Consider the following 26563-nt stretch of genomic DNA (forward strand, 5'->3'; position numbering starts at 1 on the left):
CCTTAAAAAAAGAGAAATGAAGAATATACTATTAGTTAGTACCGTATTATTTACACTTATGTTTATGAGTTGTAATGATGCCCAAAAATCTGAACTTGGACATAATGAAGCCGAAGGTGTATCAAAGACCAATGAAGTTGGAGAAGATGCACACGGCGAAGAAGGCCACGTTGAAGGAGAGGAAGAAGGTGGTCACAGCGAGGAAGAAGGCGTTGTAGAACTTACAAAGCAACAAGCTGAAACCATCGGTTTGGAAATGAAATCTTTGGAGGAACGGAATTTAGGGAACAACATTAAGGTAACAGGTACGCTGGAACTTTTCCCACAGGATAAGGCGAATATCAGTCCGTTTGTTGGTGGAAATGTGAGTTCCATAAAAGTAATACCTGGAGATAATGTAAGTAAAGGACAGGTATTGGCATATATAGAACACCCAGATATCATTGCAATGCAACAGGAATATCAGGAAAAAAATGACGAACTGGTCTTTTTGAAACAGGATTTTGAGCGCAAGCAGACTCTTTATGACAAAGGTGTTTCTTCTGGAAAGGAATTTCAGATGGCGCAGTCAAAATTTCGTTCCACAACATCCAGCGTCAATGGTTTGCGGTCCCAATTGAGACTGTTGGGCATTAATCCGGACAAAGTGGCTGAAGGCCAAATATATTCCGCTGTTCCCATTACCACACCCATAAGTGGCTATGTGGATGAAGTAATGATTAGCCTTGGCGATTACGTGGCGCAACAATCCAAAATGTTCTCAATAAGCGATAATTCAAAGATTTATGTCAACTTCAAAATATATGAGAAGGACATAAAGCAAATCAAGAAAGGACAACAGATATATTTTTCTACGGCCTCTCGTCCAGATGAACTGCTTAAAGCAACCGTTCGGTCTGTGGGTAAAACATTTAACACCGACCCAAAAGCTTTGGAAGTTCTGGCAGATATTGAAAACGAGGATAAAAACCTATTGCCGGGTATGTACGTGGAAGGGCGAATAGTGCAAGGTGAGAAAAAAGGTTTCGCCGTACCGGAAGCCGCCGTTATAAAAGAAGGCGAGCAATCCTTTATTTTTATTCTGGATGAAGATGGAGAAATGGAAGCGAACAAAATGAAATTTAAAATGATACCCGTAACGGTTGGTATTACTGATTTAGGCTTTGTTGAAGTCAATCTGCCTGCCGAAGTTTCAAAGGACGCCAAAGTTGTCATAAACGGAGCTTATAATCTCTCTTCGGAAATGGTTAAAGGCGAACTGGAACACGGACATTAATTCAATAATAATCAAAGATTTTGATTCCGGGTTTGTTTATCGTCTTAATTAGTTAGTTAAAAATTAGAAAACAGGCTCGGTTCAAAATTGATTTAAAATATTCATAATATGAAGGAAATAAAAGCATTTATAAAACCGAACCGAATCCAAAGAGTCATTGAAGCACTATCAGATAATGGATTTAAAAGTATGACCCTTTCACAAGCAGAAGGAACTGGCGCCTTTAAGTCAAAAGGTGCAAGACCGTCGTTGGATTTTCACGTGACAGATAGTCCAGTGGTTAAGTTGGAACTGGTCTGCCAAAATGAGGAAGCCCAAGTGGCCATTGAAACAATTATAGCCAACGCCAAAACCGACGGACCTGGAGATGGTATTATTTATATAGCAAATATTGAAGATGCCTTTCAGATTAAATCTGGAGATTCCTTAAAACGGTACGACCTATAAAACACTTTGTTGCAAATGGAAAAAATAGTCCAACTACTTGAAAGCAAAGGGATACGACCTACGGCTATGCGCCTAATGACTTATAAACGTTTGGTGGAATTAAAGGTAGCCATCAGTCTTGGCGATTTGGAAAAGGATTTTAAGGTCAGTGAAAGAAGCACCCTATTTAGGACTATGAAAGCGTTTGAAGAAAAAGGTATTGTGCATCAAATTGAGGATGGGACAGGTGTTATAAAATACGCCCTTTGCGAAGAAAATTGTGAGTGCGAGGTCGGCAACGACCTTCATTTACACTTTCATTGCAACAATTGTAATGAAACTGTCTGTTTAACAGAGCATAAAATCCCTCATATCAACTTACCTGATGGCTATATTACCGAGGATATCAACTTGGTGGTAAAGGGCATTTGCGAAAAATGCAGCGACAATCTGGATTAAACGTTTGGTTTTTAAATTCAATTATCATTTATAAATAGTGAGCAATGATAACAATCTATAAAAAAGAGGCTACTGTATATATGGTGGCAGAGAATAAGCTGGATGCCAAGGATTATGAAAACTTGATACCGGTCTTAACAGAACATATAACTGCATATCAGGAAGTTTCCTGGTACATTGAAATGCAAAATTTTGAAGGCTGGACGGTAAGTGCCTATTGGAAGGGCATTGAATTAAATCTTCCGAATGAAACGCATTTAAAGCGTGTTGCTTTAGTGGGTAGCGTTAAATGGCAGGAGCAATTTACCGAGGCATTGCTTCCTTTTTCAGAAGCTCATATAAAATTTTATAAGCCAGAAGAAAAAGACGATGCCAAAGAATGGATAAAAAAAAATAGTAAAAAATGAAAAAAATACAACTAAAAATTCCAGTTATCCTTCCGCAAGTTCCAAACGAAAAAGATACTTGTGTTGAGCGGCTTATAAAAGAATTACAGGCTAAAGAGGGCATCGAAAAAGTACACGTTGCCGATACAAAGGAAGATGACACACCACAGCTCTGTTTTCATTATGACCCCGATATCATTTCTATAGACCGCATTCAATCCCTCGCCGAACGGACTGGTGCTGAAATTACCGAAAAATACGGGCATTTGCTCATTGAGGTTAAAGGAATCAGACATACAAGACAGGCACGTTCCATAGAGAAAAGTCTTTTGGCAATCAATGGGGTTTTGGAGGCTTCCGTTTCGGCCTCTGGAATGGTGCGCCTTGAGTTTGATAAAAAGCAAACAAATTTTGATGAAATAAGTAAACAGATTGAAAAGGAAGACCTTCAGGTTAAGCGGAGTTCTTCAAACGAAAATAATTACACCGAAGCATCCAAAAAAAAACAGGAACGTTCAAAGAAGGAAGATACTAAAGAGCAAACTTCCACAGAGGGCCACGAGCACAAGGAGGGCGAGACCCACGAGGAAGGAGAAGAGCACGCCCACGGTGGGGTTTTCGGTAAAAATACGGAGCTTATTTTTTCCATTATCTGTGGGGCACTTCTCGGGATAGGTTTCGGGCTTTCTTATGTGGAATCCATCCCGGATTGGGTCAGTCTTACTTTGTACATTGGCGCGTACTTTTTCGGTGGTTTCTTTACGGCCAAGGAAGCGGTTCAAACTGTGGCCAAGGGTGGTTTTGAAATTGATTTTTTAATGCTGGTCGCTGCCATTGGTGCCGCCATTCTGGGAGAATGGGCAGAAGGTGCACTGTTGTTGTTTTTATTTAGCCTTGGGCACGCCTTGGAACATTACGCAATGAACAAAGCAAGAAAAAGCATTGCCGCGCTTGCAGACCTTGCACCAAAAACAGCCTTGCTTAAAAAAGATGGTAAGACTGTAGAAGTTGGGATTGAGAAATTGAGTATTGGCGATATTATAGTGGTCAAGCCCAATAGTAAAATATCCGCAGATGGCGTCGTGGTCAACGGAAAAAGTAGTGTAAACCAAGCACCAATTACTGGGGAAAGTGTACCTGTGGACAAAATCCCTGTGGAAGATAAGGACAGAAACTATTCGGCAGACGATGATATCAAGGATGAAAACCGTGTGTTTGCTGGAACTATCAACGGTAATAGTATGTTGGAAATTAAGGTAATCAAAGAAGCCAAAGACTCTACCCTGTCCCGATTGGTTAAACTGGTCAACGAGGCGCAGACCCAAAAGTCCCCCACACAGCTGTTGACCGATAAGTTTGAAAAATACTTTGTGCCATCCGTACTGATATTGGTTGGTGTCTTGCTCTTTGCCTTTCTGGTCATTGATGAACCGTTTAGTGCCAGCTTTTACCGTGCAATGGCGGTATTGGTAGCTGCAAGTCCCTGTGCTCTGGCCATTTCAACACCAAGTGCCGTATTGAGCGGTGTGGCGCGAGCAGCGCGTGGTGGTGTACTCATTAAAGGTGGGAGACCGCTGGAAGATTTGGGCGAATTGACCGCTTTGGCTTTTGATAAAACAGGCACGCTTACCGAAGGCAAGCCCAAACTTACCGAAGTAGTACCATTGGGGGATATTGAAGAAAATGAACTGTTAAAGATAGCCGTTGCCGTTGAAAACTTGAGCGACCACCCTTTGGCCAAAGCCGTCGTAAGGGATGGGAAAGAGCGTCTGAAAGGTACTGATATTATCGATGCGTCAGATTTGGAAGCAGTTCTCGGAAAAGGTATCAAAGCTTCTTTGGGCAAGGATAAAATCTATATTGGAAACCTTGACTTGTACGAAGACCTCGATGAAGCAAAACCATCCGAAGATATATCGAATAAAGTAAAAGAACTTGAAGGTGGTGGAAATACTACGATGCTCATAAGAAGGAACAAAGAATATATAGGTATCATCGCCCTGATGGACACCCCACGGGAAGCGGCCAAGGAAACACTGAAAAAATTAAAGGAAATCGGTATCAAGCGGATGATAATGCTAACCGGGGATAATCAAAAGGTTGCCGATGCCGTTGCTAAAGAAATTGGGTTGACCGATGCCTGGGGAAGCCTGTTGCCAGAGGAAAAAGTAAATGCCATTAAAAAATTAAAAGAACAGGAATCCAAAGTCGCAATGGTAGGCGACGGTGTGAACGATGCCCCTGCAATGGCAAACAGCACCGTAGGTATCGCAATGGGTGCAGCGGGCAGTGATGTGGCCTTGGAAACTGCGGACATTGCCCTAATGGCTGATAAACTGGAAACACTGCCCTTTGCCATAGGTTTGAGCAGGAAGGCAAAGGCCATTATCAAGCAAAACCTTTGGGTCAGCCTCGGTATTGTGGCATTGCTTATCCCATCGACCATTATGGGTTGGGCCAATATCGGTATTGCAGTGGTCATCCACGAAGGCTCAACATTACTTGTGGTTTTTAATGCGTTAAGGCTTTTGGCTTATAAGAAATAAATTTAATAAAAAGGGTTGCTTTTGAATCAAGGTTAAAATGACCAAAACGGAAAAAATATTATCATATCACGGTATTCGCCCTACTAAAATGAGGTCGAAGATATACAAGTTCCTGAAAAGGAAACAAAGTGCCGTGTCCTTTTCCGATTTGAAAAAGGCTTTTGTTCAAAAGAGCGAAACCAATAAAACAGCAAACAGAACTACCTTTTATCGCAACCTCAAAATTTTTGAGGATAAAAGGCTAATTCATCAGATTAATGATGGGGTCGGAGTGGCAAAATATGCGATTTCTGATGAAAACGCCAAAGTTAAATATGGTATAGATTTACATATGCACTTTCATTGCACCGATTGTAGGAGAACAATCTGTTTACCGAATAAGATATCGGAAGAAAGCTTGCCAGACGATTATGAAGTGAGCGATGTGAATCTGGTATTAAAGGGAATATGTGAAAAATGCAGGCAAAAATAACAGGTGGGAGTTCCAGAACTCTGAACCCTTGCGCCCAATGGTCAGGTTCAGGTTTCTTCCACCTTCTCTAACTTAAAAAATATTATGGTAGAACTAAAAAAATCCTTGGGTACGCTTCGACTTACGTTTTATGGTGTTGGCACAATTGTGGGCGCAGGAATCTATACCGTGATTGGCGCGGCAGCTGGACAGGCAGGAACCGATATTTGGTTGAGCTTTATTTTTGCGGCAGTTGCAGCCAGTATTTCTGCAATGTCTTATGCAGAATTATCATCTACCTACCCCAATGCAGGCGCAGAATTTATATTTGTAAGGAAAGCATTTCCAAAAATCGACATTCCTTCCTTTCTTACGGGTTGGACCGTTGCCTTCCATAGTTCGGCAACAATTGCAGCCGTACTATTGGCATTTTCGGGATATTTCAATACCTTTTTTGAAGTACCGGGATTATTGATAAGCTATGGTGTACTGCTGCTGCTTGCCCTGATAAGTGTTACAGGAATCAAGAAATCATCTACTGCTAATATTATAATGGTCAGTATTCAATTGTTAGGTTTGCTCATTCTTATCTTTATAGGCCTTAAAGAAACAGGCCTGCCAAAAGCTGAAATTTTTCAAATCAACTCATTCTCTGGAACACTTGCGGCTACGGCAACTTTGTTTTTTGTCTATACTGGCTTTGAACATATGGCATCTTTGGGTTCAGAAGTTAAAAATCCAGGAAAAACAATTCCTCGTGCCTTTTTGCTGACAATGGTAATTACCACTATCTTTTATTTACTCATTTCTTTTACGGTACTTAACATAGCTGACCCTTTAGCTATTTCAAAGGTAGATTCGCCATTGTCCTTGGCAGCATCCAACCTTAATGCTTGGTTGCCTGTTGTCTTGGCTGTTGCTGCTCTCTTTGCCACGGCCAATGCAGCGTTTAGCGGTATTATTTCCATAAGCAGGTTGTTGTTCGGAATGGCAATCGTGGGCGAGCTTCCAAAATTTATGACCAAAGTAAATGCACAAAAAGTACCTTGGGTAACCACATTTGTGGTTATGGCTGCGGTGGGTTGTTTTTTGCTATTGGGCGATATTAAAATTGTAGCTGGGATGTCTTCTTTGGGTGCGCTACTTGTATATGTTGCCGTAAATATTGCACTTATAATTTTGCGTTTTAAAGAACCAAAACAGAACAGACCTTTTAGAGTGCCATTGTCCATCGGTAAAGTTCCAGTACTGCCCATTTTGGCCATATTGGTTAGCCTTACTCTAATTATTCAATATGATGGATTGGTTTACGCTGCCTTTGTAGGTGCGATAATAGTGGGAATAATACTCGATTATTTTTTGGATAAAAGACCGAAAAAAGACGTAGATGCTGAAAAAGAAAATGAATTGTTTAAACACTAATACATTTTTATGGACTGGACATTTGAAGAATTTAGAACAGAGCTTGACACCCTTAATCCAGCGGTACGAAAAAAGGCAATCGAAATTGCGAATGACTTAATAGAAAAGGAAGGTCTTTCACAAGATTTAGCCATCAAAAAAGCAATTGTTATGGCTGAAGAATGGTTTTATGATTTGGAAGGTTAATCTTTAAAATTTTGGACTCCTTTAATTTTAAAATAGATGATAAAAATTAAGAAATTATCAATTCCCATACTAGTAGGGTTCGCCATAGGTGTATTTATTATTCAACCCTTGGGAATCACTATTTTTAACTATGGAAATCAAGCTAATGAAATTAATTGGCTGCAATATTTGAAAAGTAATTTAGTCGAAATTTTGAATATAAACGGGAATCAAATTGTCGAGAATATTCTGTTTGGACTGTTAGGTGCAAGTGTTGCATTGATTTTTTATTTAGGTAAAATGGAAAAGAATATCGATAATAAGTGACAATTATATTTTAAAATTAAATAATCTGCGATATATGAAGTGGCCAATAAATGCACTTCCATAGCACTATATATTTCATTAAATTGATAAAAAAATAAAATTATGATACAGTTTGTAAATTCTAAAAACGAAAATTTAATTGCCGCAAAATTGGAAGGCAAAATATCTACAAGCGATGTAGAACTGATACATTCCCGAATTGATGAAATCCTGAACAGCAACCAGAAGGTTGATTTCTATTTTGAAATGCACGATTTCCACGGTTACGACCTGCAAGGTCTTTGGGCAGATATTAAAGTAGACAACTCCCATCTTTCCGATTATGGCAAAATGGCATTTGTGGGCGAAAGGAAATGGCAAGAATGGGCTGCCAAGGCAACCGATTTCTTTACCGGTTCAGAGGTAAGATATTTTGATTTAAAAGATAAGGAACAAGCCAAGCAATGGATAAATTTATAATAAAATAAAATGAGCAAGAAAAAACAAAATCTTCGTGATATCAATACCGAAGAACATAAAGGAGAACACGCACACGACGATGGCCACAACCATAGCGACCCGGAAAGTGTAGGAAAATTTAAAACCTATCTACCAGCAATTTTCAGTTTTGTGATGCTGATTATCGGTATCGCTATGGACTATTTTGATGTTGCATTTTTTAAGGATTGGGTACGTATCGTTTGGTATGTAATAGCATACCTTCCAGTAGGTTTTCCCGTGATAAAAGAAGGCTGGAACAGCATCATAAAAGGCGATTTCTTTACGGAATTTCTTTTGATGTCCATTGCTACCATTGGAGCATTCGCCATTGGCGAATATCCCGAAGGTGTGGCAGTAATGCTTTTTTACGCAGTGGGCGAATTGTTCCAAAACGCAGCGGTCAATCGAGCCAAAAGCAATATTAAAGCCTTGCTCGATGTAAGACCTAATGAAGCTTTGGTTTATCGAAACAACGATTACATTTCTGTAAATCCTGAAACCGTTGAAATTGGCGAAAAAGTACAGGTTCGTGTGGGCGAAAAAATTCCTTTGGATGGGGTGTTGCTATCAAAAAAAGGCTCGTTCAATACAGCAGCCTTGACAGGGGAAAGTAAACCTGATACTATTGCAAAAGGCGAAAAGGTGTTTGCCGGAAGTATCAATCTGGATGGTGTGATTGAAATTGAGACCACCAAAGAATTTAAGGACAGTTCCATTGCCCGAATTCTCGATATGGTGCAGAATGCAACAGCTCGTAAATCGAAAACCGAATTGTTCATTAGAAAGTTCGCAAGAATCTATACACCTATTGTTGTCTTTCTTGCGATTGGATTGACGTTTATACCCTACTTTTTTGTGGACGATTATATCTTTAGCGATTGGTTATACAGAGCCTTAATTTTTCTTGTGATTTCTTGTCCTTGTGCTTTGGTTATTTCTATTCCTTTAGGTTATTTCGGAGGATTGGGAGCAGCTTCAAAAAATGGCATTCTGTTTAAAGGAGCATCGTATTTGGATGAAATGACAAAGGTTAATACCGTTGTTATGGACAAAACCGGAACCGTGACCAAAGGTGTGTTCAAAATCAAGGAAATAAAAGCCATTGATTGGAATGAGCCTGAATTTATGAAATACCTAATGGCGATGGAAGAACAATCTACCCATCCCATTGCCAAGGCAATTATGGAATATAAAGCCGATGGCGAAGATTTTCAAGCTTCCGAAGTAACTGAAATAGCAGGAAAAGGTCTAAAGGGAACAGTAAACGGTAAAACCGTATTGGTAGGTAACAAACCATTGATGACGTCAAACAACATCGAAGTTCCATCTGAAACCGACAACATAGTAGAATCTATCGTGATGGTTTCCATTGAGGGCAAATTTGCTGGTTATGTAATTATTGCAGACGAGTTGAAGGATGATGCTCACGAAGCCATCAAACAAATCCGTGAATCAGGAATTACCAAAATAATAATGCTTTCGGGCGATAAGGATTCTATTACGCAACAAGTCGCAAAAGAAATGGGTGTAGATTGGGCAAAAGGGGGTTTGCTTCCAGAAGATAAATTGAAAGAAGTCGAAAAGCTGATGTCCGAAAACAACAACAAAGTAGCTTTTATTGGAGATGGCATCAATGATGCACCCGTATTGGCGGTTAGCGATGTAGGTATTGCAATGGGTGGATTGGGTAGTGATGTGGCAATAGAAACTGCAGACGTTATCATCCAAACAGACCAACCGAGCAAAATTGCAAAGGCTATAAAAATTGGTAAATCCACACGTCGCATCGTTTGGCAGAACATTATTTTAGCATTCGGAGTAAAAGCAGTTGTTTTAGTATTGGGTGCAGGAGGTCTGGCAACGATGTGGGAGGCGGTTTTCGCAGATGTGGGCGTGGCTTTATTGGCAATATTGAATGCCGTAAGGTTACAGAAGATGGAATGGAAGAAATAGATATATAAATAAAACAATAGTATATGTCAGAAAATCGAAGGAAAAGACGTCTGAAAGAGAAAAGTAAAGTACAAACTGAAAAAACTGTCATTTCTAAAAGGGATAAAATAATATGGATTGGTGTTATAATCATATTTGTATTGTTTGTTTTGTTTATTCTATTCCTGCTTTTCTTGAAATACTTTATAACTATTTAGATACAAAGCTATTATAGAGGGTTATTTAGAAATAACTAAAAAGGATGTATCAAAAACAAAGAAAAAAAAGAAATAAGAAAGTTGGTAAATCCAATAATCAAATCACAAGGAAAGATAAGTTCAATGGTATTCTTGCAATATTATTTGTGATAATATCCGCGTTGTTATTGTACTATTTTGTGGTAAAAGGGAATATTCATAAACATTAACTGTTGTATAGACTATAATGTTCATAATGTTCGTTCGTAATGAAACAAGATAATCTATTGCTCTCTATTTCGAATACGCTCATCCCTAAATTCAGCATAATAGCCCGACATTTTATACGATTTGGCGTGCTGTGTTTGCTTAACAAAGGATAGGGTCAGTTTAATCATATAAGGCGTTTGATGATGTTGTACAATCACCGATTCAGCATCATCCTCACTTTGTATGGGGTCAAAATGTTTTACTTCCAGTTTCTTTTGTTCTTTATAAATATTCGATTCTTTGACCCATTGTTCAAGCTGAAAATCAGTTACATTATCCGTAGAATAAATAGATTTATTAGCATACAAACAAGTTAAAATATTTAAATACTCAATATCTTTTTCATTCATAGGAATGTTACTGAATTGTTTTTTATTTCCAATTTTATAGACTTTTGGGTCATACATTATAAGTAGCAAATCTGGTGCTAATGGGTAAAAAATCTGTAATCCCTTACTTGCCATTCCATTGTGTCCGAAGGGAAATTTTCTTGATTCCAAAAACTGATTATATTTCGAAATAGGATTGTCGCTTGTTATCAATTCATTTGAAGTAGTATTTCGAATCAGCTTGATTTGCATATCCATCATCATAGGTAGACTATTAAGAAGTAAGTCAAGTTTTTTTTCTATTGCATCTTCGTATGCAAAAAAATGAGTATCATAATCAAAATTTTTAAATTGAGGTTCGAGCTTCATTGCCGTTTTCATAATTGTATCTATCATATGATTAAAATCTTCAACATTCGACTTGGTGCGATACGCTTGAAGAAGGATAAATAGCCAAATAAGATAATAATTATCAGATTTATCCTTTGGCAACTCTTTTGTTTGAACCACCCTATTTAGAATTAATGAGCTCTGATTTTCAATAGTCCCAAACCATTCTTCCCTTTCCAAATCCTTGCCATAGAAATAATCTTCTTGGGCTTGTCCTTCCAAATTTGCTTTATGGATGATTCTACCTGTATCCTTTAGACAGAGCTTAATTATTTTCGTGGAATCATTTAAACTAAAGTATCGTAAATAAAATTTCGGGACATAGTGTTGTTTTTTCTTATTGGCCATTATGAAAAAATTATTTAGATTGTAAAAATAAGAATGACAAATTTTAAGAAAGACAAAAAGCTAATTCATTTTATAGATTTTGTTTACATAAGCCATTGCAACCCATTCCCCTGCATTCCGTAAAAAACTCCATTACGGTAAATGCGCTTCATTAAAAAAAATCTTGGACACAACTCCAAAGCTTCCGATTTCCATTCCACTTGCCCGCCTATTCCGGAAAAAAAAGGGAAGCGGTCAAACTCCATTCCCAATCTCCGACTTTGAAGTTAAGTCCGCTTTACATCCTACACAATATGTATAATCCGATTTGAAAAATATTTGCACATTAGCGTTCATAGCACAAACACCATTTTATCATTTAAATAAAAATAAATACTGTTCTTGGAACGCCTGGGTAATTATTCACCATTTTTTACGATGTCCAAATCATTTGTATTCCTGTAATAATCAATAGTATTTCAACGAGGAATATAAATTTATCCCTACTTATCTTTTCGATGATTTTTCTTCCCGACCAACTTCCCAAAATCATTGCTGCGCCAATAAATAATCCATAATAAAGTTCTTCTTTTCCGATTAGTGCATATTTGCTGTAAACGACTGTTTTGGTCAAGTGCATTGTTAACGCTGTAAATGCTTCACTTGCAACATAGGCAGTCGCTGTCAGGTCAAGACCAAGGAAAAATGCTGCTCCAATCGGTCCGGCACTCCCAATTAGTCCAGACAAAAATCCTGTCAGCCCTCCACCTATTAACATTCCTTTTTCGCCCAGAACTATTTTTTTAATTTTAAGCCTTCGATACCCCACTAATAAAATCAAAACAACGCCGATGCCAATTTTTATGATTTTACTGTTGATGTCCGTAAATAAATAACTTCCAAGAATGGTCAAAGGAAGAGCGGCTAAAAGAAAGTATATAATCGGTCTCCATTTTAATTCATATCTGCCAAACCAAACTCGGGAAGCATTACCAAAAATTGAAGCTATTGTCAAAATTGGACTGCTGTTTGCAGTCCAACAATATTTATAACAAAAGGCAATATAATTAATGCTCCACCAAAACCCGCAGCTCCTGATACAGTTGCAGCAATATAACTGATGACGAATAATATTATAAGTTCTGTTATCACTAATTTTATTTATAGACCTGATTTTTCAGAGTTTAACACATTAATTTTATCAACTCAAAAATACATTTTTAACTGCAAGCATCTAATAAACAGGTGTCTATTTCAAGTACAATCCCACTCAGCCGATTCCCTTGCTTACGATAGCTATCGGAACCGCTGAAAAAGCTTCATTTCGGGAAAAGAGCTTCCCTATAAAGGTCTTGGACAAAACTCCAAAGATTCCAATTCCATTCCACTTGACCACTTCCTGAAAAAAAAGGGAAGCGGACAAACTCTATTCCATCTCCATTTTCGAAGTTAAGTCCGCTTTAAATCCTGCAAAGAATCATATACAGCTTTTAAATCCCGTTCAGCACATTCCCCTGCATTCCGCGAAAAGCTACATTGCGGGAAAAGAGCTTCACTGCAAATATCTTGGACACAATACCCAATTTCTACTTTCCATTCCGCTAACCCGGTCCGTCCCGATAGCTATCGGGACTGGAACGGGACACTTCATTCCCAATCCGAAATTGTGAACGGAGTCCGCCAAATCGGAATTCCATTTAATCATTTGGTGCCACTTCCTATGTTTTCGTACTTCACAAAAGTCTTTAAACCTCCATCCGCACCCTCGCCGTTATACCCTTTTATTGCCAGCAAAATACCAACATTTGGAAGTTGAACGGACTGCATAAACCGCTACGCTGCGCTTCACTTTTTATAAGTCCTTATCAATTCCAAATATTGAAAATGTATCAGCAACAAAAAAAGGTAACAGCGAGGGCGCTATGGGAAGTAAATCTAAAATGAATCTTATGAAATCTTACAAAAACATCAAAAAGGAAGCGGCACCGAAAAAAACAAAAAAGGAAAACGCTCAAGATATAATAAGTAAATCACTTCAAAAAAATATAACAATAAACTGTCTGAATAGTTCAGATAGCAATTTTAATTAATTCTTAAATATTTTATTATGAGCACTTTAAAAAATCACGTACAGTTAATCGGAAACGTTGGACAAGAGCCAACCATTACAAACCTTGAAAGCGGTAAAAAAGTAGCCCGTTTTTCACTCGCAACAAACGAATATTACAAGGATGCCAAAGGCAAAAAGCAAACAGAAACCAATTGGCATACGGTTGTAGCTTGGGGCAAGACTGCAGAAATCGTTGAGAAATTTGTCGAAAAAGGCAAAGAAGTTGGAATATCGGGAAAACTAAAAACTCGAAGCTATACAACTGATGATAACGAACAACGCTATGTAACGGAAGTTGTAGCCGATGAAATCCTATTACTCGGAAGCAAAAACGACAAGTAATCATAAAAATCCAAGAGGGCACAGATACCAGTTTTCAATTAGTTCGTGCCCTCTTTTAATTATTCACTTATAAAATAAATGAACAATGAAAGCACAAGTTAACGAAATCAAAGAAGGATTGCAACATTTTCACGGAACGGAAATGTTTTATCAAATCCCATTATTAAGAACACGTTTTACGGACGGACTAAAATATCTTGCTAATGTGGCAGATTGTTTTTGGCTCATTACGGACACTTCTGTAATTGCAAAAAGTCTAATGAACCGAAGTGAGTTTATCACAATAGACTTTAAAAGATTATCCGAAGATGAACAGGATTATACAGGATACGAAGCTGAAATTATATACACCGATGGCAATGATATTGTTTTAGAAAAGCACGGGTATAGAGTGACTGATTTTCCACTCGATGAATTGCGGTTATTTTTTGTAAATAATACGCTGATGTTGCCAAGTGAATATTAATATCTAAAGCTATGGTATATCTCAATTTTACGGATCTGAGCGAAGAAGCTCAAAACCGGCTTTTAGAAGATTCTAAAAAGGATGTGAAACGAAAATTTGGCGATAGTATTCGGCAATACGTAAGAGAAAATTATACCTGTTTTGAAACGATGGTAGAGGAGGAAGCATTACGAAATTTATATTCCTATACTTTCATATTCAACATCTAATTTTCTAAACTTAATAATTAAAGCACCTCTAAATCTTGGAGGTGTTTTTCTGTTAGATTAATTCCAATTCAAATAAAAAATCGTATCTTTAGTTCGCTGAAATTCAGCATTCAATTTTACGTAGGGTTATCCATTTTTCGACTTTCGCCGATAACCGTACCCATCGAAAAATAACATATCGGAAATTTATTTTCCTAAAATGGCAATTGGCTCCCGATAGTTATCGGGATAGCCAGATTGTACGAAATTTTTGTTCGCCTGTGGCGAACGAAAAGGAGTAGCAAGAGGGTAACACGCTGCGCGATGTTTCGGATTCCTTTTCGTTTTCAAATAGCTGATTACCAGCGATTTGAATATACTTTAATTTCCTGACAATCAGCGATTTGCGACAAACGGGCTGTAAACGCCCAATTTTAGGGAAGATTTTGCGACAAATCGGCGAAATATGGACTCATTTATTGGAATTAGATTTAAAAAGGAAACTGCGAAGCGTTTCCAAACTTTTTCACGCACTTACTTTAAATCGCACACCGAGGCGATGGCTACGATGCTCGATTTTTTCTTCTACAACGAAATATCGCCAAAGGAAAAATTAGGACCAACAGGGCGAACCATCGAAGCAAAACTTCTCAAAAGAATAAATGCCGTTATCGCCATAATGCGAGATGTAGAAAAGACACAAACCAAACCCACGGTGGCGATGATTCAATCCCTTTTTGAAATGGAAGAACCTGCAAAAAAACCTTTGATTGTTGAAAAGAAATATGCCGAAGAAAAGAAGGAAGTCCGCTTTCGCGAAAAGCAGAATCCGAATAATCAGCTATAAATATTTGAACTATGTATATCACAATCACAGCTCAAAAAATGGGCGGTAATTATAGCCAAAGTTCAGCGGATTTTGTAGGCTATTTAGAGAAAGAAAATGAAGGTTTAGAACAACCAGATATAGAACACTTTTTCAACCAATATGGCGACGAGATTTCAGCTGAAGAAGTGGTCAAAGAAATTGATGGAAACACGGCAAAATTGAAAAAGAAAGAGCCCAAGTTTTATTCGATTACAGTCAGCCCATCAAAGTATGAATTACGAAAACTTCAGAACAATAGTCAAGATTTAAAAACTTACACTCGTGAGCTGATGAAAGATTATGTTGCCAGTTTCAATCGTGAAATCAATGGACGACCTATATCAATAGACGACATAAAATACTACGCCAAAATTGAGCATCAAAGAACTTTCAAGGGGACGGACTTTCAGATAAAAGAGAACCAACCTTTCGCCACAAAAATACTTCAGCTCAAAACGGATATCCGAAATGTTCAAGAAGGACGAGCTGAAGGGAATATCAAGAAAATGGAAAAGGAAATTGCCAAATTAGAACGACAAGCACCACATCAACAAAACGGAAAACGAATTGTCCAGGGAATGGCGAAAGATGGAAACCAAAGTCATATCCATATTATCGTGAGCAGAAAGGATGCCTCAAATTCTGTAAGTCTTTCGCCAGGAAGTAAACACAAAGCTTCTGAAGTTGAAATGCACGGAAAAAAAGTAAAACGAGGTTTTGATAGAGATGCATTTTTCGCGAAAGCGGAAAAAACTTTTGATAAGACGTTTGGATATAAGCGCAATTACGCAGAGACCTACAAAGCTAAAAAGACCTTTGTAAAGAATCCAAACCTATATTTTTCCGCTTTGATGAAATTACCTGCCAATGAAAAAGCATTGGCTTTTAAAATTATAAGCAAATCAGGATTGCCCATAGTGCCGAGTATTCCAGTAAGTCAGGCACAAATAGCACTTCGGGTCTTTAAGCGATTGAGACGTGGCGCAGAAGTGGCCATAAAATCAAGTTCAATAGGAATCTAACGAGTATGCAGATAGACAATCTCATAATGACACTTTCAATTATTGGTTTGGCCAGTACCGTTTTCTATGGAATGTTTCGAGTATCAAAATATGCGTTTGTATTGAATAGCATATTGCTTTCAGTCCTCGTGCTCTATTTGTCCGAAGGAAATGAATTGATATTTATATTACTTTATTTGGTTTGTCCGCTAATGCTAATTAATACAGGACTGTATGTTTTTCTTCATAAAACCGAAAGCCCGAAAAATGGCGATAGCAAATACCAAGTAAACTTTGCGACCACCAAAGGAAATTTCAAATTAGATAATATTAAACGTGGAGCATCCGTCATAGGTTCTGCAGGAAGCGGAAAGACCGAAAGTGTAGTTTATGGATTCCTGAAGCACTTCCGAAAAGAAGGTTTTTGCGGAATCATCCACGATTACAAAGATTTTGAATTAACCGAAATGGCATATCCACTTTTCAAGGATAGTTCTATTCCATTTAAGGTCATTTCCTTTGATAGAATTATACATAGAGTAAATCCTATTGCACCGCGCTATTTAGAGAATGAAGAAAGCGTAAACGAGGTTTCAAGGGTGCTAATCGAAAACCTTTTAGAGCAAAGGGAATCTGGAACGACTGGAACAACCAAATTCTTTAATGATGCGGCGGAAGGTTTGATTGGCGGCTTGATTTGGAAATTGAAAACCGATTATTCTCAATTCTGCACCTTACCACATTTAATAGCTGTTTATCAATATCTGGACACCGACAGCCTTATTAAGTTTTTGGAGACAAATACTACGTCGCGAGCGATGGCAGATGCGTTTATTAGTGGAAAAGATTCTGAACGGCAGACCGCAGGTGTAAAAAGTACATTGGCAAATGCGCTCAAACGAATTAGCACACAGCGTATTTTTATGGCATTATCCGCAGATGAAGTGCCTCTCAATATAAATAGTCCAGAAAATCGTTGTGTGATTTCGATTGTCAATAATCCAAAATTTGAAACTTCATATTCCCCAGTGATTGCAACTATAATTCACACGATTACAAAGCAAATGAGTGTGCGTAATAGCGAACCTTCATTTCTTTTAATGGAAGAAGCGCCTACAATCCGTTTATTGAATATGCACCGTATTCCTGCAACATTACGGAGTTATAATATTTCTACAGTTTATGTAATGCAGGACAAGATTCAAAATGATATGATGTACGGAGATAAGGCGAGTAAAGCAATTTTGAGTAATCTTTCATATCAGTTTTTTGGAAAAGTAAACGATCCAGATACTGCAAAATATTATGAGCGGTTTTTTGAAATAGTTAAAGACCCAACAAAAAGCATTAGCCGTGGACACAACTTAGATTTTGATACTCGAATTACGACTGGAGAAAAGGAGATTCCGAAGATTAGAGCGGATGTATTTTTCAGATTAAAACAGGGCGAATTTATTACCTATGCAGATGGAAGGGATAAAAAGGTTCAGTTTAAATTAGCCCAAATTGAAAGAGAGCTTCCACTAAGTTCCAAAGAGTTTTCTAATGCAGATTTAGCATCTAATTTTGAGAGGATTTATGAGGAAGCAAAATCAATTTTTAGGACACCGTAAACTTAAATTCTTTCTGAAATAATTTCACAAATCGATATACTAACCCAAAGCTAAATATTCACAGCCGAAATTCCAGTTAGAACAACTATATTTAAAGTAAGGATAGCCATTTCTATTAATACCTTCCTTTACTATTTTATAGCATCTGCCATTTTACTGTAAAACCTGCTTTATTAAACTCATTATATATTCTATATCCTTGTCGTTTTCTATTTGGATTTGATAATCTCCATTTCCTCTATGCCCTATATTTGAAACATCTTTTACTAAACCTTTTGGATCATAAAGAGTGCCTATTTTGGCATTAATGAATATTTTCAATGACTTCTTTTGAATTTCAATATCTGAAATGTTTGAACCTTTCTTAAAAGCTATATAATATTTCTGTGGTAATATTTCTATGCCATCTGTAAGGTTGAGAATTGAAGATTTAAACTTCTCGTATAATTCTATAATGTAATCCGAACCATTGCTGAAATGGTCTTCTTCTGTGTAAACTTTGATGTTCTCTTTTACTTCTTTTAGACTGTCGCTATTTTCCAACAATGGTTTGATACTTGGAGCACCATTACTTTTCTTAATTGTATTGATACTAATAGTATTATTTTCAAATTGCTTAATTTCCCATAACTCAATACCAAAGTCTTTGAAATCGCTTGCAGATATTTGGTTATCGGTAAAACTTGGAGAAACAAAAGCAACTCTTGATTGTGACCAATCAACATCTTTACTATGTAAAACATCTTGTAATGTTTCATTGTATGTTAAGATAAACTCTGCTTTATTTTGGAGCATTAAATTTAAGTAGGTTAATCCCTGGTCAACCACACTGTAATTTTTATCCCTCTTGTATTCAATAATAATAAAAGCATTGGTTTCCTTATCATAAGCAAGGGTATCAATACGCTTATTTTTAATGGTAAATTCAGATTTAACAAACAATAACCCCATAATATTTTGGAGGTTACTTTCAAAAATTGATTGTATTTCACGTTCAAGTTTAAAGGGCTTTTCCTTAACTTGTACTAACTTGTTTCCTGCGGTGTTATATATAATCATTTTGATGGTTGTTATGAGAATATTGTTTTATAGCGTTCTGACCTTAGTTGAAATGCTTTTTCACTTCCTTCCATTACATCACAAATTTCTTTCTTAATGGCACTATTTTCTACTGTTCCTGAATGAAGTACTTTTATATCCGTAGTAGTTGAATCCATTGATAGAATGTATTCTGCATCACCATTTACTGGAATATTAGCATTATGAGTAACTACTATAATTTGCCGTTTCTCTTTTGCTTTCTTTAAGCCTTTTACAACTAAGTCATAAACTAACCTATTATCAAGGTCATCTTCGGGTTGGTCGAGCAATAAAGGTTCATCTCCAAAAGAAAGTAGAAATGTTAAAATAGCTGCTGTTTTTTGACCTGCTGATGCTGTTGACAAAGGCTTAAATACTGATGATCCTTCGGGTTTATATTTTACAATAATATCATCCTCTGGCATAAAGATTTCAATATTATCTATTTGACTTGGGCTTAATTTTTTCAGGGCATTTTTGAAAAAGCCGTGAAAATGTTCAGATGAAGTATCGCTATAATGAGCATCTAAAAGTGCCTTTTTAGCAATTTGTATTTTATCCTCAACAACACCAGTAAAACATAATGTTTTTAGTTTTTCAATATCATCACCAAAGGAAGATTCATTGCTAATTATTGACCTTAACTGACTTTCAAAATCATCTCTATTTCTAAAGCCCTTTATTTCTATTTTCAAGTAAGGGTCTTTAATATTATTATTAATAAAAGTGGAACGTGTTTCTGTTATCTCCTTACAAACGGATACATATTCATTTAAAAGTAAATCACATTTGTTGTGTATTTCTTTCATTTCTGTCTCCGTATCATTGATAACTTGAAGCTCTTTCTGTTTTGCTGCTACTTTCGATGAAAGTTCTTCATATTGAGTAAGTGATGCTATCTCTGTTTCTGAAAGACTTTTTTTCTTGTTTTCAATTTCTTGATTAAGAATGTTTAATGCTTTCTGCCAATCCGATTTTTGAATGTAATCTTCAAAGGATGCTTTTATACCTGCTACCGTTTCTATTATTTTATCAAGTTCTTTTTCTTGTAGCTCAACCAAAAAAGAAGTGGCGGTAATCAAGCCTTCTAATTCAGTTTTATGTTCAGGTTGTATATTTTCTGTTTCGATTTCGTTAAGTGAAAAGTCAATTTTAACGTTATCTAATGCTAATTTTAAAGCATCAAGATTTTCAATAAATTTGGTTAAAGACCTATTATCTTCTATAAATAAATCTTTACTTTTTATAGTTGAAGTTATACCTGATTTATCAATCGCCTTTAAAGTATTGTTGATGTCTTCTAAATCTGTTTTGATTTTAGTTTTATTACTGATTGAGGCTTGTTTTGTTCTAAAACTGGTTCTTGCTTCCAAAAACTCATTTTTAATTCTATTTTTTTTATCAAAAAACACTTGCATTGATGGAATAGCGTTATCAATCCTTTCACGCAAAGCATTTGGATTTTTTGCTATCTCGTAAATCTGTTTTTGTGAGTACTGCTCAAATTCGAATATTTCTAAAATATCCTTATCATCATCTTTTACTTCATTCCAAGAACTTTCGAGCCATTTATAGACTTCAATTATTTGTTCTGAAGCGGAATTTATTTTACTTGCTACGATTTTATAAAGAACATCTTTACGAACAATTTCTATTTCGACAACAGATGTATCAGTTATGAAAATGCCTATTGTTTCCTTTTTATGAGAGGTTTCTGCCTTTTTGTAGAATGAGTTTTGCTCCTTCAAAAGGTCTTCAAAATCATTAAGATTTGCTGTTCTGTCGAACATTCCTCTTATAAACCTTAAAATACTCGACTTACCGCTACCTCTACCACCTATTATTGTATTTAGTTGTGGATTAAAGTCAATTTCTAAATCTTGCTTTTTGGTTAATTCAGTACCCTTTACTTTAAGGCTTTTAAACCAAATATTGGGTTGCTTATTAGGGTCGGTTTCTTTAATATCAAAATCATTTATTACCCTATGTTCAGGAAGTAGAAATGCTTGTCTTAAACCCTCCAATGATGGTGTTTCATCCATTTTTATCCAAGTGAAACGAGAGCCAATACCCCAAAGACCGTGTTTAGAATCACCTGCCTTATGTGGGTTGTCTGAAAAAGTTAATACCGAAATATTATTTGATAGTGCTAAATCAACTGGTTTTTTCCAAGCGGTAACATCAATTGTACTTTTTGTATTGCCATAATATTGTACTAATTGACTATGAAAATCGGTAGGAACATTGTCATCATAAAAAGCCTTGTGAACTACTTGAACTGCATTTATATCTGGCCTATCAAAGAATAATTCCAAATTTTGATGACTTAGACCATAAAGCCCTGAAAATTCATCTATGTGAGCAGGAATGACTAAAGCATTACATTTATCTTTTACAATATCAGCTATATCAAAAACGGATTTTATTGTTGAGGCAAGTTGGTCTCCATAATGAGTATGTTCAATATCACACTTACTTAGAAAGCTTTTAATTTCTTCTTCACCTTTGGTTGGGTCAAATAAAATCAATAAATGAACTTTTGAAGGATCACAAGTAATTTCTACTCCAGGGAAAATGGTAAGCGGTTTATCTTTTGCAGCTTCTTGAATTTCTTTTATACCTAAAGGTGTATTATGGTCTGTAACTGCGACACAATGCAAACCCTGTTCAATGGCTCTATCAACCCATTGCTCGGGTGTAACTACTCTATCAGCAAAACATTCACTTGCTATTGTGTGTAAATGCAGGTCGCATTTGTACCATTTTGAACCTTTAAATTCTATCATATTCTACCCTTTAAACTTTGTTGCTAAATAATTCATACTTACTGTTCTGCTTACTTCGTTGTGAGGTAAGATTAAGTACACCCACTTTTTACCTTGATTTTCTGCTGTGTATTCAGAAGCGTATTTACAGAAGCGTTCTGCTGCTACTTTTTTGGCTAATACGGTTTCTTCTTCGGTTTGGTCGGAACGCTTGACTTCAAGCATATAAATGGTGTTTTCTGTTTCTACAATAAAGTCGGGTTCATACCTTTTTGAGTTGTTATCCCAATAAATTCTAAATTGGTTGGGTGCTGGTCTTAACCACTTGATTACTGTGGCATCATTTTCTAATACAAAGGCTAAATCTTGTTCGGCTTTACTGTCAAACTTGTATTCAAAATGACAAGCTTTTTCAAATCCTCTAAATACGTATTTAGGAATCATATTTGTAGGGCTTACTATATCACGATAGTCTTTGTAGCCTGCATTTACCAATGAAGAAAAACTCCATTGCTCTATGCGTATAAATGGAAATACTCTTGGGGCAACATAATCTGCTGAATGCAACTGAAAGTGCTGTTTCATTTGATTGTAAACCTTTTCCGCTATGGCTGCTTTGAATTGGAAGATTGCCGAAGGCAATTCTTCTTCGTTGCTTATATTGGCTTTGATAGCTTCGTAGGCTTGGGTGGCTAAATGATACAATAAGTCTGCATTTTCATCATAATCAATTTCTGGGTAATCAATTAATTCTGCAATGATGAGTTTTATTGGATTGCCATACGAACCGCTTGATTTTGCTTTGAGTGTTTCTACTTGCTTATCTTTTAAACCCATTCGGATAATCTCTTGCTCTAAGGCTTGGAAATTGAAACCTGTAATGTCTAAATCAAAGTCTTTAAACTCGGCTCTTGTTTCGCCTTGCACCAAGTCCATACGTGGAATTTCAATGATGTTCTTTTTGTATTCAGTTACCATTGTATCATACACCTCTTTGGCTTCTGCTACAATTTGAGCTGCAAATAAATTACCTTGACCTTCTGATAGGTTTTTTTCTACCTGTCTTATTACCTTGCGTTTTACTTCCTCTTTGCTTAAATCTTCTACTCTTCTAACTTCGGGTAAACTCCCAAAATCAGGAAGGACATTGATTATTGCTTTTTTAGCATCTAAGTTGTTTTGTGCCTTTTGTTTGTCTTGTGGGTTGACAATGACATTGATTTTCTCTTGCTCCTTTAAAAAGGTTTGCTCCATTACTGGCTGAGAGGTAACCACTACGGTTTTAGTAGATAAATCTTCTTCTGCTATTTCTACAAAACTCATTTTGTTTAATACCGAATTAGGGTCTTGTGCTGCTTCAATAACAGCATTGAAGTTTTCGTGTGCTACTACCGTTAATTTATCAATTTTATCTACGCCTGTTCGTTTGCCTTCATAAGGTAGCCTTAATCCTCTACCAATAGTTTGTTCTACCAAAATACCTGCATTAGCGGCACGAAGTGGCACAATGGTATAGAGATTGGTTACATCCCAACCCTCTTTTAGCATATTTACGTGGATGACAATTTCTATTTCGTTATCTGGACTTTCTAATGAAATAAACTGTTGCTCAATATCCTCTTCTTTTTTGGTTGATGAATCTATTTGTAACACTTTGCCTTTGTATTGGCCATCATAAAAACCATCTGTATTGATGAGTTCGTATATTTCTTTGGCGTGGGAAATGTCTTTACAAACCACCAATATGAATGGTTTTACCAATTTCACTTCGTTGTTTTTGGAATAGATTTCCAGTTCGTTCTTGGTGTCTTGGTGTATGCTTATGGCGTCTTCTAATTTGATGATTTCAACTTCACGATCACTTAAAGAGCCTTTTTGGAAATTCTTACGAGTGGCAATAGCTGGGTTCTTTACATACTTGCCATCTGACAAGGCTTGGGCTAAAGAATATTCAAAAACTATGTTTTTGAATTGTTTGCCTTTTTCGTCAAAAGGTGTGGCTGTCATTTCTATACCTAAAATAGGTTTTAGCTCATTGATGGCATTTTTAGAAGCATCTGCGTGGTAGCGGTGTGCTTCGTCCATTAGAATGACTAAATCTTCTAAACTTGATAAATATTCCCAATACGATTGACCTAAATACTCAGATAGTCTTTTGATTTTTGGAGCTAACGAAACACCACCTTTTCTTGTACCTCTGTTGTCGGAATTGAACTTGGCAATATTGAAAATATTGATGCGAATTTCGGAATCTGAAAATAATGCTCCTTGCTGTGCATAATTATCGCCTGTAATTACTACGGGTCTGTTGTGTACAAATTCTGATATACCATTAAAAACATATTTGTGATAAGCAGGATTGCCAAAATCTTCTATGAGTTTATCGTAAATAGTAAGGTTGGGAGCTAAAATGAAAAAGTTTTTAACGCCTTTTTGCAGGTATAAGTAAGCTACAATAGCACCCATTAAACGGGTTTTACCTACCCCTGTGGCAATAGAAAAAGCAATAGAAACAAAATCTCTTTCAAAATCGGTGCAAGTAGGAAAGTGAGCTTTTACTTTTTCTAATTCGGCTTCTAAATCAACTTCTTTTTTTAGCTCTAATTCTTGACAAAGTTGAGCCACAATATCGAGTGAATTTTGTAGTGGTTGACGTAGTGATAAGCGTTGTTTTATAGTTCTGGCGGTTGAATTCATAAATTAAAATAATGAGGTTTGGTCGGTTGATTTGTTTTTATCTCTAATGGCTTGTACGCTGATTTCTTCAATATTATCCTCTGATTCTTCGTTTTTATCTTCTACAGGCATCTTGATAATATTCAAGCTATAATCTTCTTTACCATATTCGCATCTGCCTAAAAGCATTAAAGGAATTTTTTTGATGGTGATGTTGCCAAACTTGCCTTTGCATTCTTTTTGGAAAGACTTACAACAAATGAGCAAAGTTTCGCCTGGTTGCATTTCGTCTTTGATGCTGTCTAAGGCTTCTACAGTAAGAAACTGTGTCGTGGTAAAAATAAAATCTTGCTCGGAGCTTTGCCCTTGTTTCCAATAGCTGCTTTCGTGAGGTTGGTATTTAAAACCCTCTTGCTTTGCCATTGCTGCTGCCAACATATCGGCATTGTACTCTTGGCTAATGACCCAATTGCCAAACTTATCTTGCTTTAATAAACTGGGTGCAAGGGTATAGAATTTGAAACCGCCTCCGCCTTGCCAGTTTATAGCTTTGCTGATACCTGTTTGGTCCTTATTTACTACTGATTTTAAGCGAGAAAAACAATGTGTTTTTGCCTGCTCACCTAACTCAATACCAATATATTTTCTATTTAATTTGTGTGCAACTGCAGCTGTAGTTCCTGACCCTAAGAAAGAATCAAAAACTAAATCACCCTCATTTGTCGTTAGTTCAATACAGCGTTTAAGTAGCTTTTCTGGTTTCTTTCCCTTTTTAAATTTCACTCCTCCTTCCTTAGCAATGCCCTCCCAAGACATATCTGTCCAAACATTCGTTAATAGCTTTGTTGCTGATAATTTACCGTCAATAGTTTCTACATTTTTACTATAAAATGATACTTGTTTACCATTCCACACGTAAATAGTATCAAGCCCATTATCCCTTTCAAGCATAAACACCTTGTTAGGAGAGTTCAAAGACTCATATTTTAATTTAACTGTTTCTTGACCTGCACCACCATCTGAAATCTCAGTTTCTCTAAATACGTTTTGTGAGTTTTCAAATACAAACTGGTCAAGGTCTTTTTCAGAATAATTATATGAGCATTTATCTAAAATATACATATACACCGCTTCCCAAAAAGACTTATAGTCATTTATTTTAAGTTTAGAGGTAAGATAATTTGAAACAAGTTTTAAGTTGAAAACTAAATGCAAGGAGAAGTTCTTTTGAATCCATATCTCCACTTCCTTTTTAGAAACACCTTTACAATTTTGATATAAATTCTCTAAAAATTCATCAATCTCTTGTAATCTATCTGTGTTTATAGACTCCAAAAATGCTTGCTTCAATGGAATAAATATCCATTCTGATATGTCTTTCTCTCTATTTAAAATATATTTATTATAAGCTGTGTCCCTTGAAGTTGGTACTCTCATACTTCTACTTTCCCAATCCGACTTGCTTTTTGCGTACCATAAAATATATTCAGATGATTTAAAAACACCGGGGTTTACCGTACTAAAGGCCGAAGGAGATCTTGCCTCAACAGTAATTCTGTTAATAAAATTTGATCTCCCAAAAATAGTATCCAGAATAACCTTACAATAATCTACTTCGTTATCATCTAAGTGTACAAAAATTGAACCTTCCTTATGTAATAAAGAATGTAGAATTGTAATTCTTCGGTTCATCAAATCTAACCAAATAGAGTGTTCTACACCGTCATCATAATTGTCAAATGCTGCACCTGTATTAAAAGGCGGGTCTATGTAAATGCATTTTACTTTGCCTGCATAGTCTTGTTCAAGGGCTTTTAGGGCAAGTAGGTTGTCACCGTGTATGAGCATATTGGGGCTATTGGGGTCGCCATAGCTGTACTCTGGGTTTTCTATAAGAATACGAGGTTCGAGCTTAGGTTCTTCGCCTTTGCCTATCCAAGTGAGTTCGAGTTTTTGGAGTTGTTTTTTATTGCTCATTGGTATCAATTTCTATTTATGTCTTAAAATTTCTAAACGCTATACAAAACAGGTTTTTAGGCTGTTTTACAGGGGTTTATGATTTTCTATTTTC

The 26563-nt window shown here is 36.5% G+C and carries 22 protein-coding genes; 16 read left to right on the plus strand and 6 right to left on the minus strand.

What is annotated here, in order from left to right:
* Positions 1 to 16 precede the first annotated feature (16 nt).
* The 10 genes from AC0UBM_RS12375 (at position 17) to AC0UBM_RS12420 (ending at position 9891) form a co-directional block, all read left to right on the plus strand.
* Positions 17 to 1276 carry an efflux RND transporter periplasmic adaptor subunit gene (locus AC0UBM_RS12375; protein ID WP_027126748.1) on the plus strand — a complete coding sequence of 420 codons (1260 nt, stop codon included), beginning with the start codon at positions 17 to 19 and terminating at the stop codon, positions 1274 to 1276.
* 108 nt (positions 1277 to 1384) lie between these two features.
* A complete protein-coding gene (locus AC0UBM_RS12380; RefSeq protein WP_027126747.1) occupies positions 1385 to 1723 on the plus strand; it encodes a P-II family nitrogen regulator in 339 nt (112 codons plus the stop codon).
* Positions 1724 to 1738: 15 nt separating this feature from the next.
* Positions 1739 to 2161 carry a Fur family transcriptional regulator gene (locus AC0UBM_RS12385; RefSeq protein ID WP_027126746.1) on the plus strand — a complete coding sequence of 141 codons (423 nt, stop codon included), beginning with the start codon at positions 1739 to 1741 and terminating at the stop codon, positions 2159 to 2161.
* Between the two features lie 44 nt (positions 2162 to 2205).
* Positions 2206 to 2568, plus strand: coding sequence for a SpoIIAA family protein (locus tag AC0UBM_RS12390; RefSeq protein ID WP_027126745.1), 363 nt, complete (start codon positions 2206 to 2208; stop codon positions 2566 to 2568).
* Positions 2565 to 5093, plus strand: a complete 2529-nt coding sequence (locus tag AC0UBM_RS12395) for a heavy metal translocating P-type ATPase (protein ID WP_027126744.1) — start codon at positions 2565 to 2567, stop codon at positions 5091 to 5093. The genes AC0UBM_RS12390 and AC0UBM_RS12395 overlap by 4 nt, the downstream gene beginning before the upstream one ends.
* Positions 5094 to 5130: 37 nt before the next feature.
* Positions 5131 to 5565 (plus strand): Fur family transcriptional regulator, encoded by a 435-nt coding sequence (locus AC0UBM_RS12400; protein ID WP_092132089.1) that lies wholly within the window; start codon positions 5131 to 5133, stop codon positions 5563 to 5565.
* An 84-nt stretch (positions 5566 to 5649) separates the two neighbouring features.
* On the plus strand, positions 5650 to 6966 hold the full coding sequence (locus AC0UBM_RS12405; protein WP_092132091.1) for an APC family permease: 1317 nt from the start codon (positions 5650 to 5652) through the stop codon (positions 6964 to 6966).
* A gap of 9 nt (positions 6967 to 6975) precedes the next feature.
* Entirely contained in the window at positions 6976 to 7152 is a 177-nt protein-coding gene (locus AC0UBM_RS12410; RefSeq protein WP_166643315.1) for a DUF2188 domain-containing protein, read from the plus strand.
* Between the two features lie 408 nt (positions 7153 to 7560).
* Positions 7561 to 7917, plus strand: coding sequence for a SpoIIAA family protein (locus tag AC0UBM_RS12415; RefSeq protein WP_026451360.1), 357 nt, complete (start codon positions 7561 to 7563; stop codon positions 7915 to 7917).
* A 9-nt stretch (positions 7918 to 7926) separates the two neighbouring features.
* Positions 7927 to 9891: a heavy metal translocating P-type ATPase gene (locus tag AC0UBM_RS12420; protein ID WP_026451359.1), complete on the plus strand. Its 1965-nt coding sequence runs from the start codon at positions 7927 to 7929 to the stop codon at positions 9889 to 9891.
* Between the two features lie 460 nt (positions 9892 to 10351).
* On the opposite strand, the gene AC0UBM_RS12425 is transcribed toward AC0UBM_RS12420, so the two are convergent.
* Both AC0UBM_RS12425 and AC0UBM_RS12430 read right to left on the minus strand, forming a co-directional pair.
* Positions 10352 to 11404 carry a DUF4238 domain-containing protein gene (locus tag AC0UBM_RS12425; RefSeq protein ID WP_026451358.1) on the minus strand — a complete coding sequence of 351 codons (1053 nt, stop codon included), beginning with the start codon at positions 11402 to 11404 and terminating at the stop codon, positions 10352 to 10354.
* Between the two features lie 412 nt (positions 11405 to 11816).
* Positions 11817 to 12398 (minus strand): sulfite exporter TauE/SafE family protein, encoded by a 582-nt coding sequence (locus AC0UBM_RS12430; protein WP_177165287.1) that lies wholly within the window; start codon positions 12396 to 12398, stop codon positions 11817 to 11819.
* Positions 12399 to 13490: 1092 nt separating this feature from the next.
* Between AC0UBM_RS12430 and AC0UBM_RS12435 the strand changes: the two genes are divergently transcribed.
* From AC0UBM_RS12435 to AC0UBM_RS12460, 6 genes are all read left to right on the plus strand, one after another.
* Positions 13491 to 13835 carry a single-stranded DNA-binding protein gene (locus AC0UBM_RS12435; protein WP_026451357.1) on the plus strand — a complete coding sequence of 115 codons (345 nt, stop codon included), beginning with the start codon at positions 13491 to 13493 and terminating at the stop codon, positions 13833 to 13835.
* 85 nt (positions 13836 to 13920) lie between these two features.
* Positions 13921 to 14301 carry a DUF6876 family protein gene (locus AC0UBM_RS12440; protein ID WP_026451356.1) on the plus strand — a complete coding sequence of 127 codons (381 nt, stop codon included), beginning with the start codon at positions 13921 to 13923 and terminating at the stop codon, positions 14299 to 14301.
* 11 nt (positions 14302 to 14312) lie between these two features.
* Complete coding sequence (locus AC0UBM_RS12445) at positions 14313 to 14510, plus strand: hypothetical protein (protein WP_026451355.1); 198 nt, start codon at positions 14313 to 14315, stop codon at positions 14508 to 14510.
* Positions 14511 to 14955: 445 nt separating this feature from the next.
* Positions 14956 to 15336 (plus strand): BfmA/BtgA family mobilization protein, encoded by a 381-nt coding sequence (locus AC0UBM_RS12450; protein WP_092132097.1) that lies wholly within the window; start codon positions 14956 to 14958, stop codon positions 15334 to 15336.
* Between the two features lie 11 nt (positions 15337 to 15347).
* Entirely contained in the window at positions 15348 to 16379 is a 1032-nt protein-coding gene (gene mobB, locus AC0UBM_RS12455) for a MobB family relaxase (RefSeq protein ID WP_092132099.1), read from the plus strand.
* A gap of 5 nt (positions 16380 to 16384) precedes the next feature.
* Positions 16385 to 17971, plus strand: a complete 1587-nt coding sequence (locus AC0UBM_RS12460; RefSeq protein WP_475688803.1) for a type IV secretory system conjugative DNA transfer family protein — start codon at positions 16385 to 16387, stop codon at positions 17969 to 17971.
* 153 nt (positions 17972 to 18124) lie between these two features.
* Here the strand turns inward: AC0UBM_RS12460 and AC0UBM_RS12465 are convergent, their stop codons facing one another.
* From AC0UBM_RS12465 to AC0UBM_RS12480, 4 genes are read right to left on the minus strand one after another with little or no spacing between them, the layout of a single operon-like run.
* A complete protein-coding gene (locus AC0UBM_RS12465) occupies positions 18125 to 19030 on the minus strand; it encodes a DUF5655 domain-containing protein (RefSeq protein ID WP_475688804.1) in 906 nt (301 codons plus the stop codon).
* 11 nt (positions 19031 to 19041) lie between these two features.
* Positions 19042 to 21837, minus strand: a complete 2796-nt coding sequence (locus tag AC0UBM_RS12470; RefSeq protein ID WP_475688805.1) for a TrlF family AAA-like ATPase — start codon at positions 21835 to 21837, stop codon at positions 19042 to 19044.
* Positions 21838 to 21840: 3 nt separating this feature from the next.
* Positions 21841 to 24513, minus strand: coding sequence for a DEAD/DEAH box helicase (locus AC0UBM_RS12475; RefSeq protein WP_475688806.1), 2673 nt, complete (start codon positions 24511 to 24513; stop codon positions 21841 to 21843).
* A 3-nt stretch (positions 24514 to 24516) separates the two neighbouring features.
* On the minus strand, positions 24517 to 26469 hold the full coding sequence (locus tag AC0UBM_RS12480; protein WP_475688807.1) for a site-specific DNA-methyltransferase: 1953 nt from the start codon (positions 26467 to 26469) through the stop codon (positions 24517 to 24519).
* Between the last annotated feature and the right edge of the window lie 94 nt (positions 26470 to 26563).

The sequence above is a fragment of the Formosa sp. F44 genome, assembly GCF_056238645.1.

Coding starts and splice junctions, on each gene's coding strand:
- AC0UBM_RS12380 (WP_027126747.1), top strand. CDS start 1,385: ATGAAGGAAATAAAAGCATTTATAAAACCGAACCGAATCCAAAGAGTC.
- AC0UBM_RS12385 (WP_027126746.1), top strand. CDS start 1,739: ATGGAAAAAATAGTCCAACTACTTGAAAGCAAAGGGATACGACCTACG.
- AC0UBM_RS12475 (WP_475688806.1), bottom strand. CDS start 24,513: ATGAATTCAACCGCCAGAACTATAAAACAACGCTTATCACTACGTCAA.
- AC0UBM_RS12435 (WP_026451357.1), top strand. CDS start 13,491: ATGAGCACTTTAAAAAATCACGTACAGTTAATCGGAAACGTTGGACAA.
- AC0UBM_RS12405 (WP_092132091.1), top strand. CDS start 5,650: ATGGTAGAACTAAAAAAATCCTTGGGTACGCTTCGACTTACGTTTTAT.
- AC0UBM_RS12395 (WP_027126744.1), top strand. CDS start 2,565: ATGAAAAAAATACAACTAAAAATTCCAGTTATCCTTCCGCAAGTTCCA.
- AC0UBM_RS12375 (WP_027126748.1), top strand. CDS start 17: ATGAAGAATATACTATTAGTTAGTACCGTATTATTTACACTTATGTTT.
- AC0UBM_RS12480 (WP_475688807.1), bottom strand. CDS start 26,469: ATGAGCAATAAAAAACAACTCCAAAAACTCGAACTCACTTGGATAGGC.
- AC0UBM_RS12445 (WP_026451355.1), top strand. CDS start 14,313: ATGGTATATCTCAATTTTACGGATCTGAGCGAAGAAGCTCAAAACCGG.
- AC0UBM_RS12470 (WP_475688805.1), bottom strand. CDS start 21,837: ATGATAGAATTTAAAGGTTCAAAATGGTACAAATGCGACCTGCATTTA.
- AC0UBM_RS12440 (WP_026451356.1), top strand. CDS start 13,921: ATGAAAGCACAAGTTAACGAAATCAAAGAAGGATTGCAACATTTTCAC.
- AC0UBM_RS12450 (WP_092132097.1), top strand. CDS start 14,956: ATGGACTCATTTATTGGAATTAGATTTAAAAAGGAAACTGCGAAGCGT.
- AC0UBM_RS12415 (WP_026451360.1), top strand. CDS start 7,561: ATGATACAGTTTGTAAATTCTAAAAACGAAAATTTAATTGCCGCAAAA.
- AC0UBM_RS12460 (WP_475688803.1), top strand. CDS start 16,385: ATGCAGATAGACAATCTCATAATGACACTTTCAATTATTGGTTTGGCC.
- AC0UBM_RS12390 (WP_027126745.1), top strand. CDS start 2,206: ATGATAACAATCTATAAAAAAGAGGCTACTGTATATATGGTGGCAGAG.
- AC0UBM_RS12425 (WP_026451358.1), bottom strand. CDS start 11,404: ATGGCCAATAAGAAAAAACAACACTATGTCCCGAAATTTTATTTACGA.
- AC0UBM_RS12400 (WP_092132089.1), top strand. CDS start 5,131: ATGACCAAAACGGAAAAAATATTATCATATCACGGTATTCGCCCTACT.
- mobB (WP_092132099.1), top strand. CDS start 15,348: ATGTATATCACAATCACAGCTCAAAAAATGGGCGGTAATTATAGCCAA.
- AC0UBM_RS12410 (WP_166643315.1), top strand. CDS start 6,976: ATGGACTGGACATTTGAAGAATTTAGAACAGAGCTTGACACCCTTAAT.
- AC0UBM_RS12420 (WP_026451359.1), top strand. CDS start 7,927: ATGAGCAAGAAAAAACAAAATCTTCGTGATATCAATACCGAAGAACAT.
- AC0UBM_RS12465 (WP_475688804.1), bottom strand. CDS start 19,030: ATGATTATATATAACACCGCAGGAAACAAGTTAGTACAAGTTAAGGAA.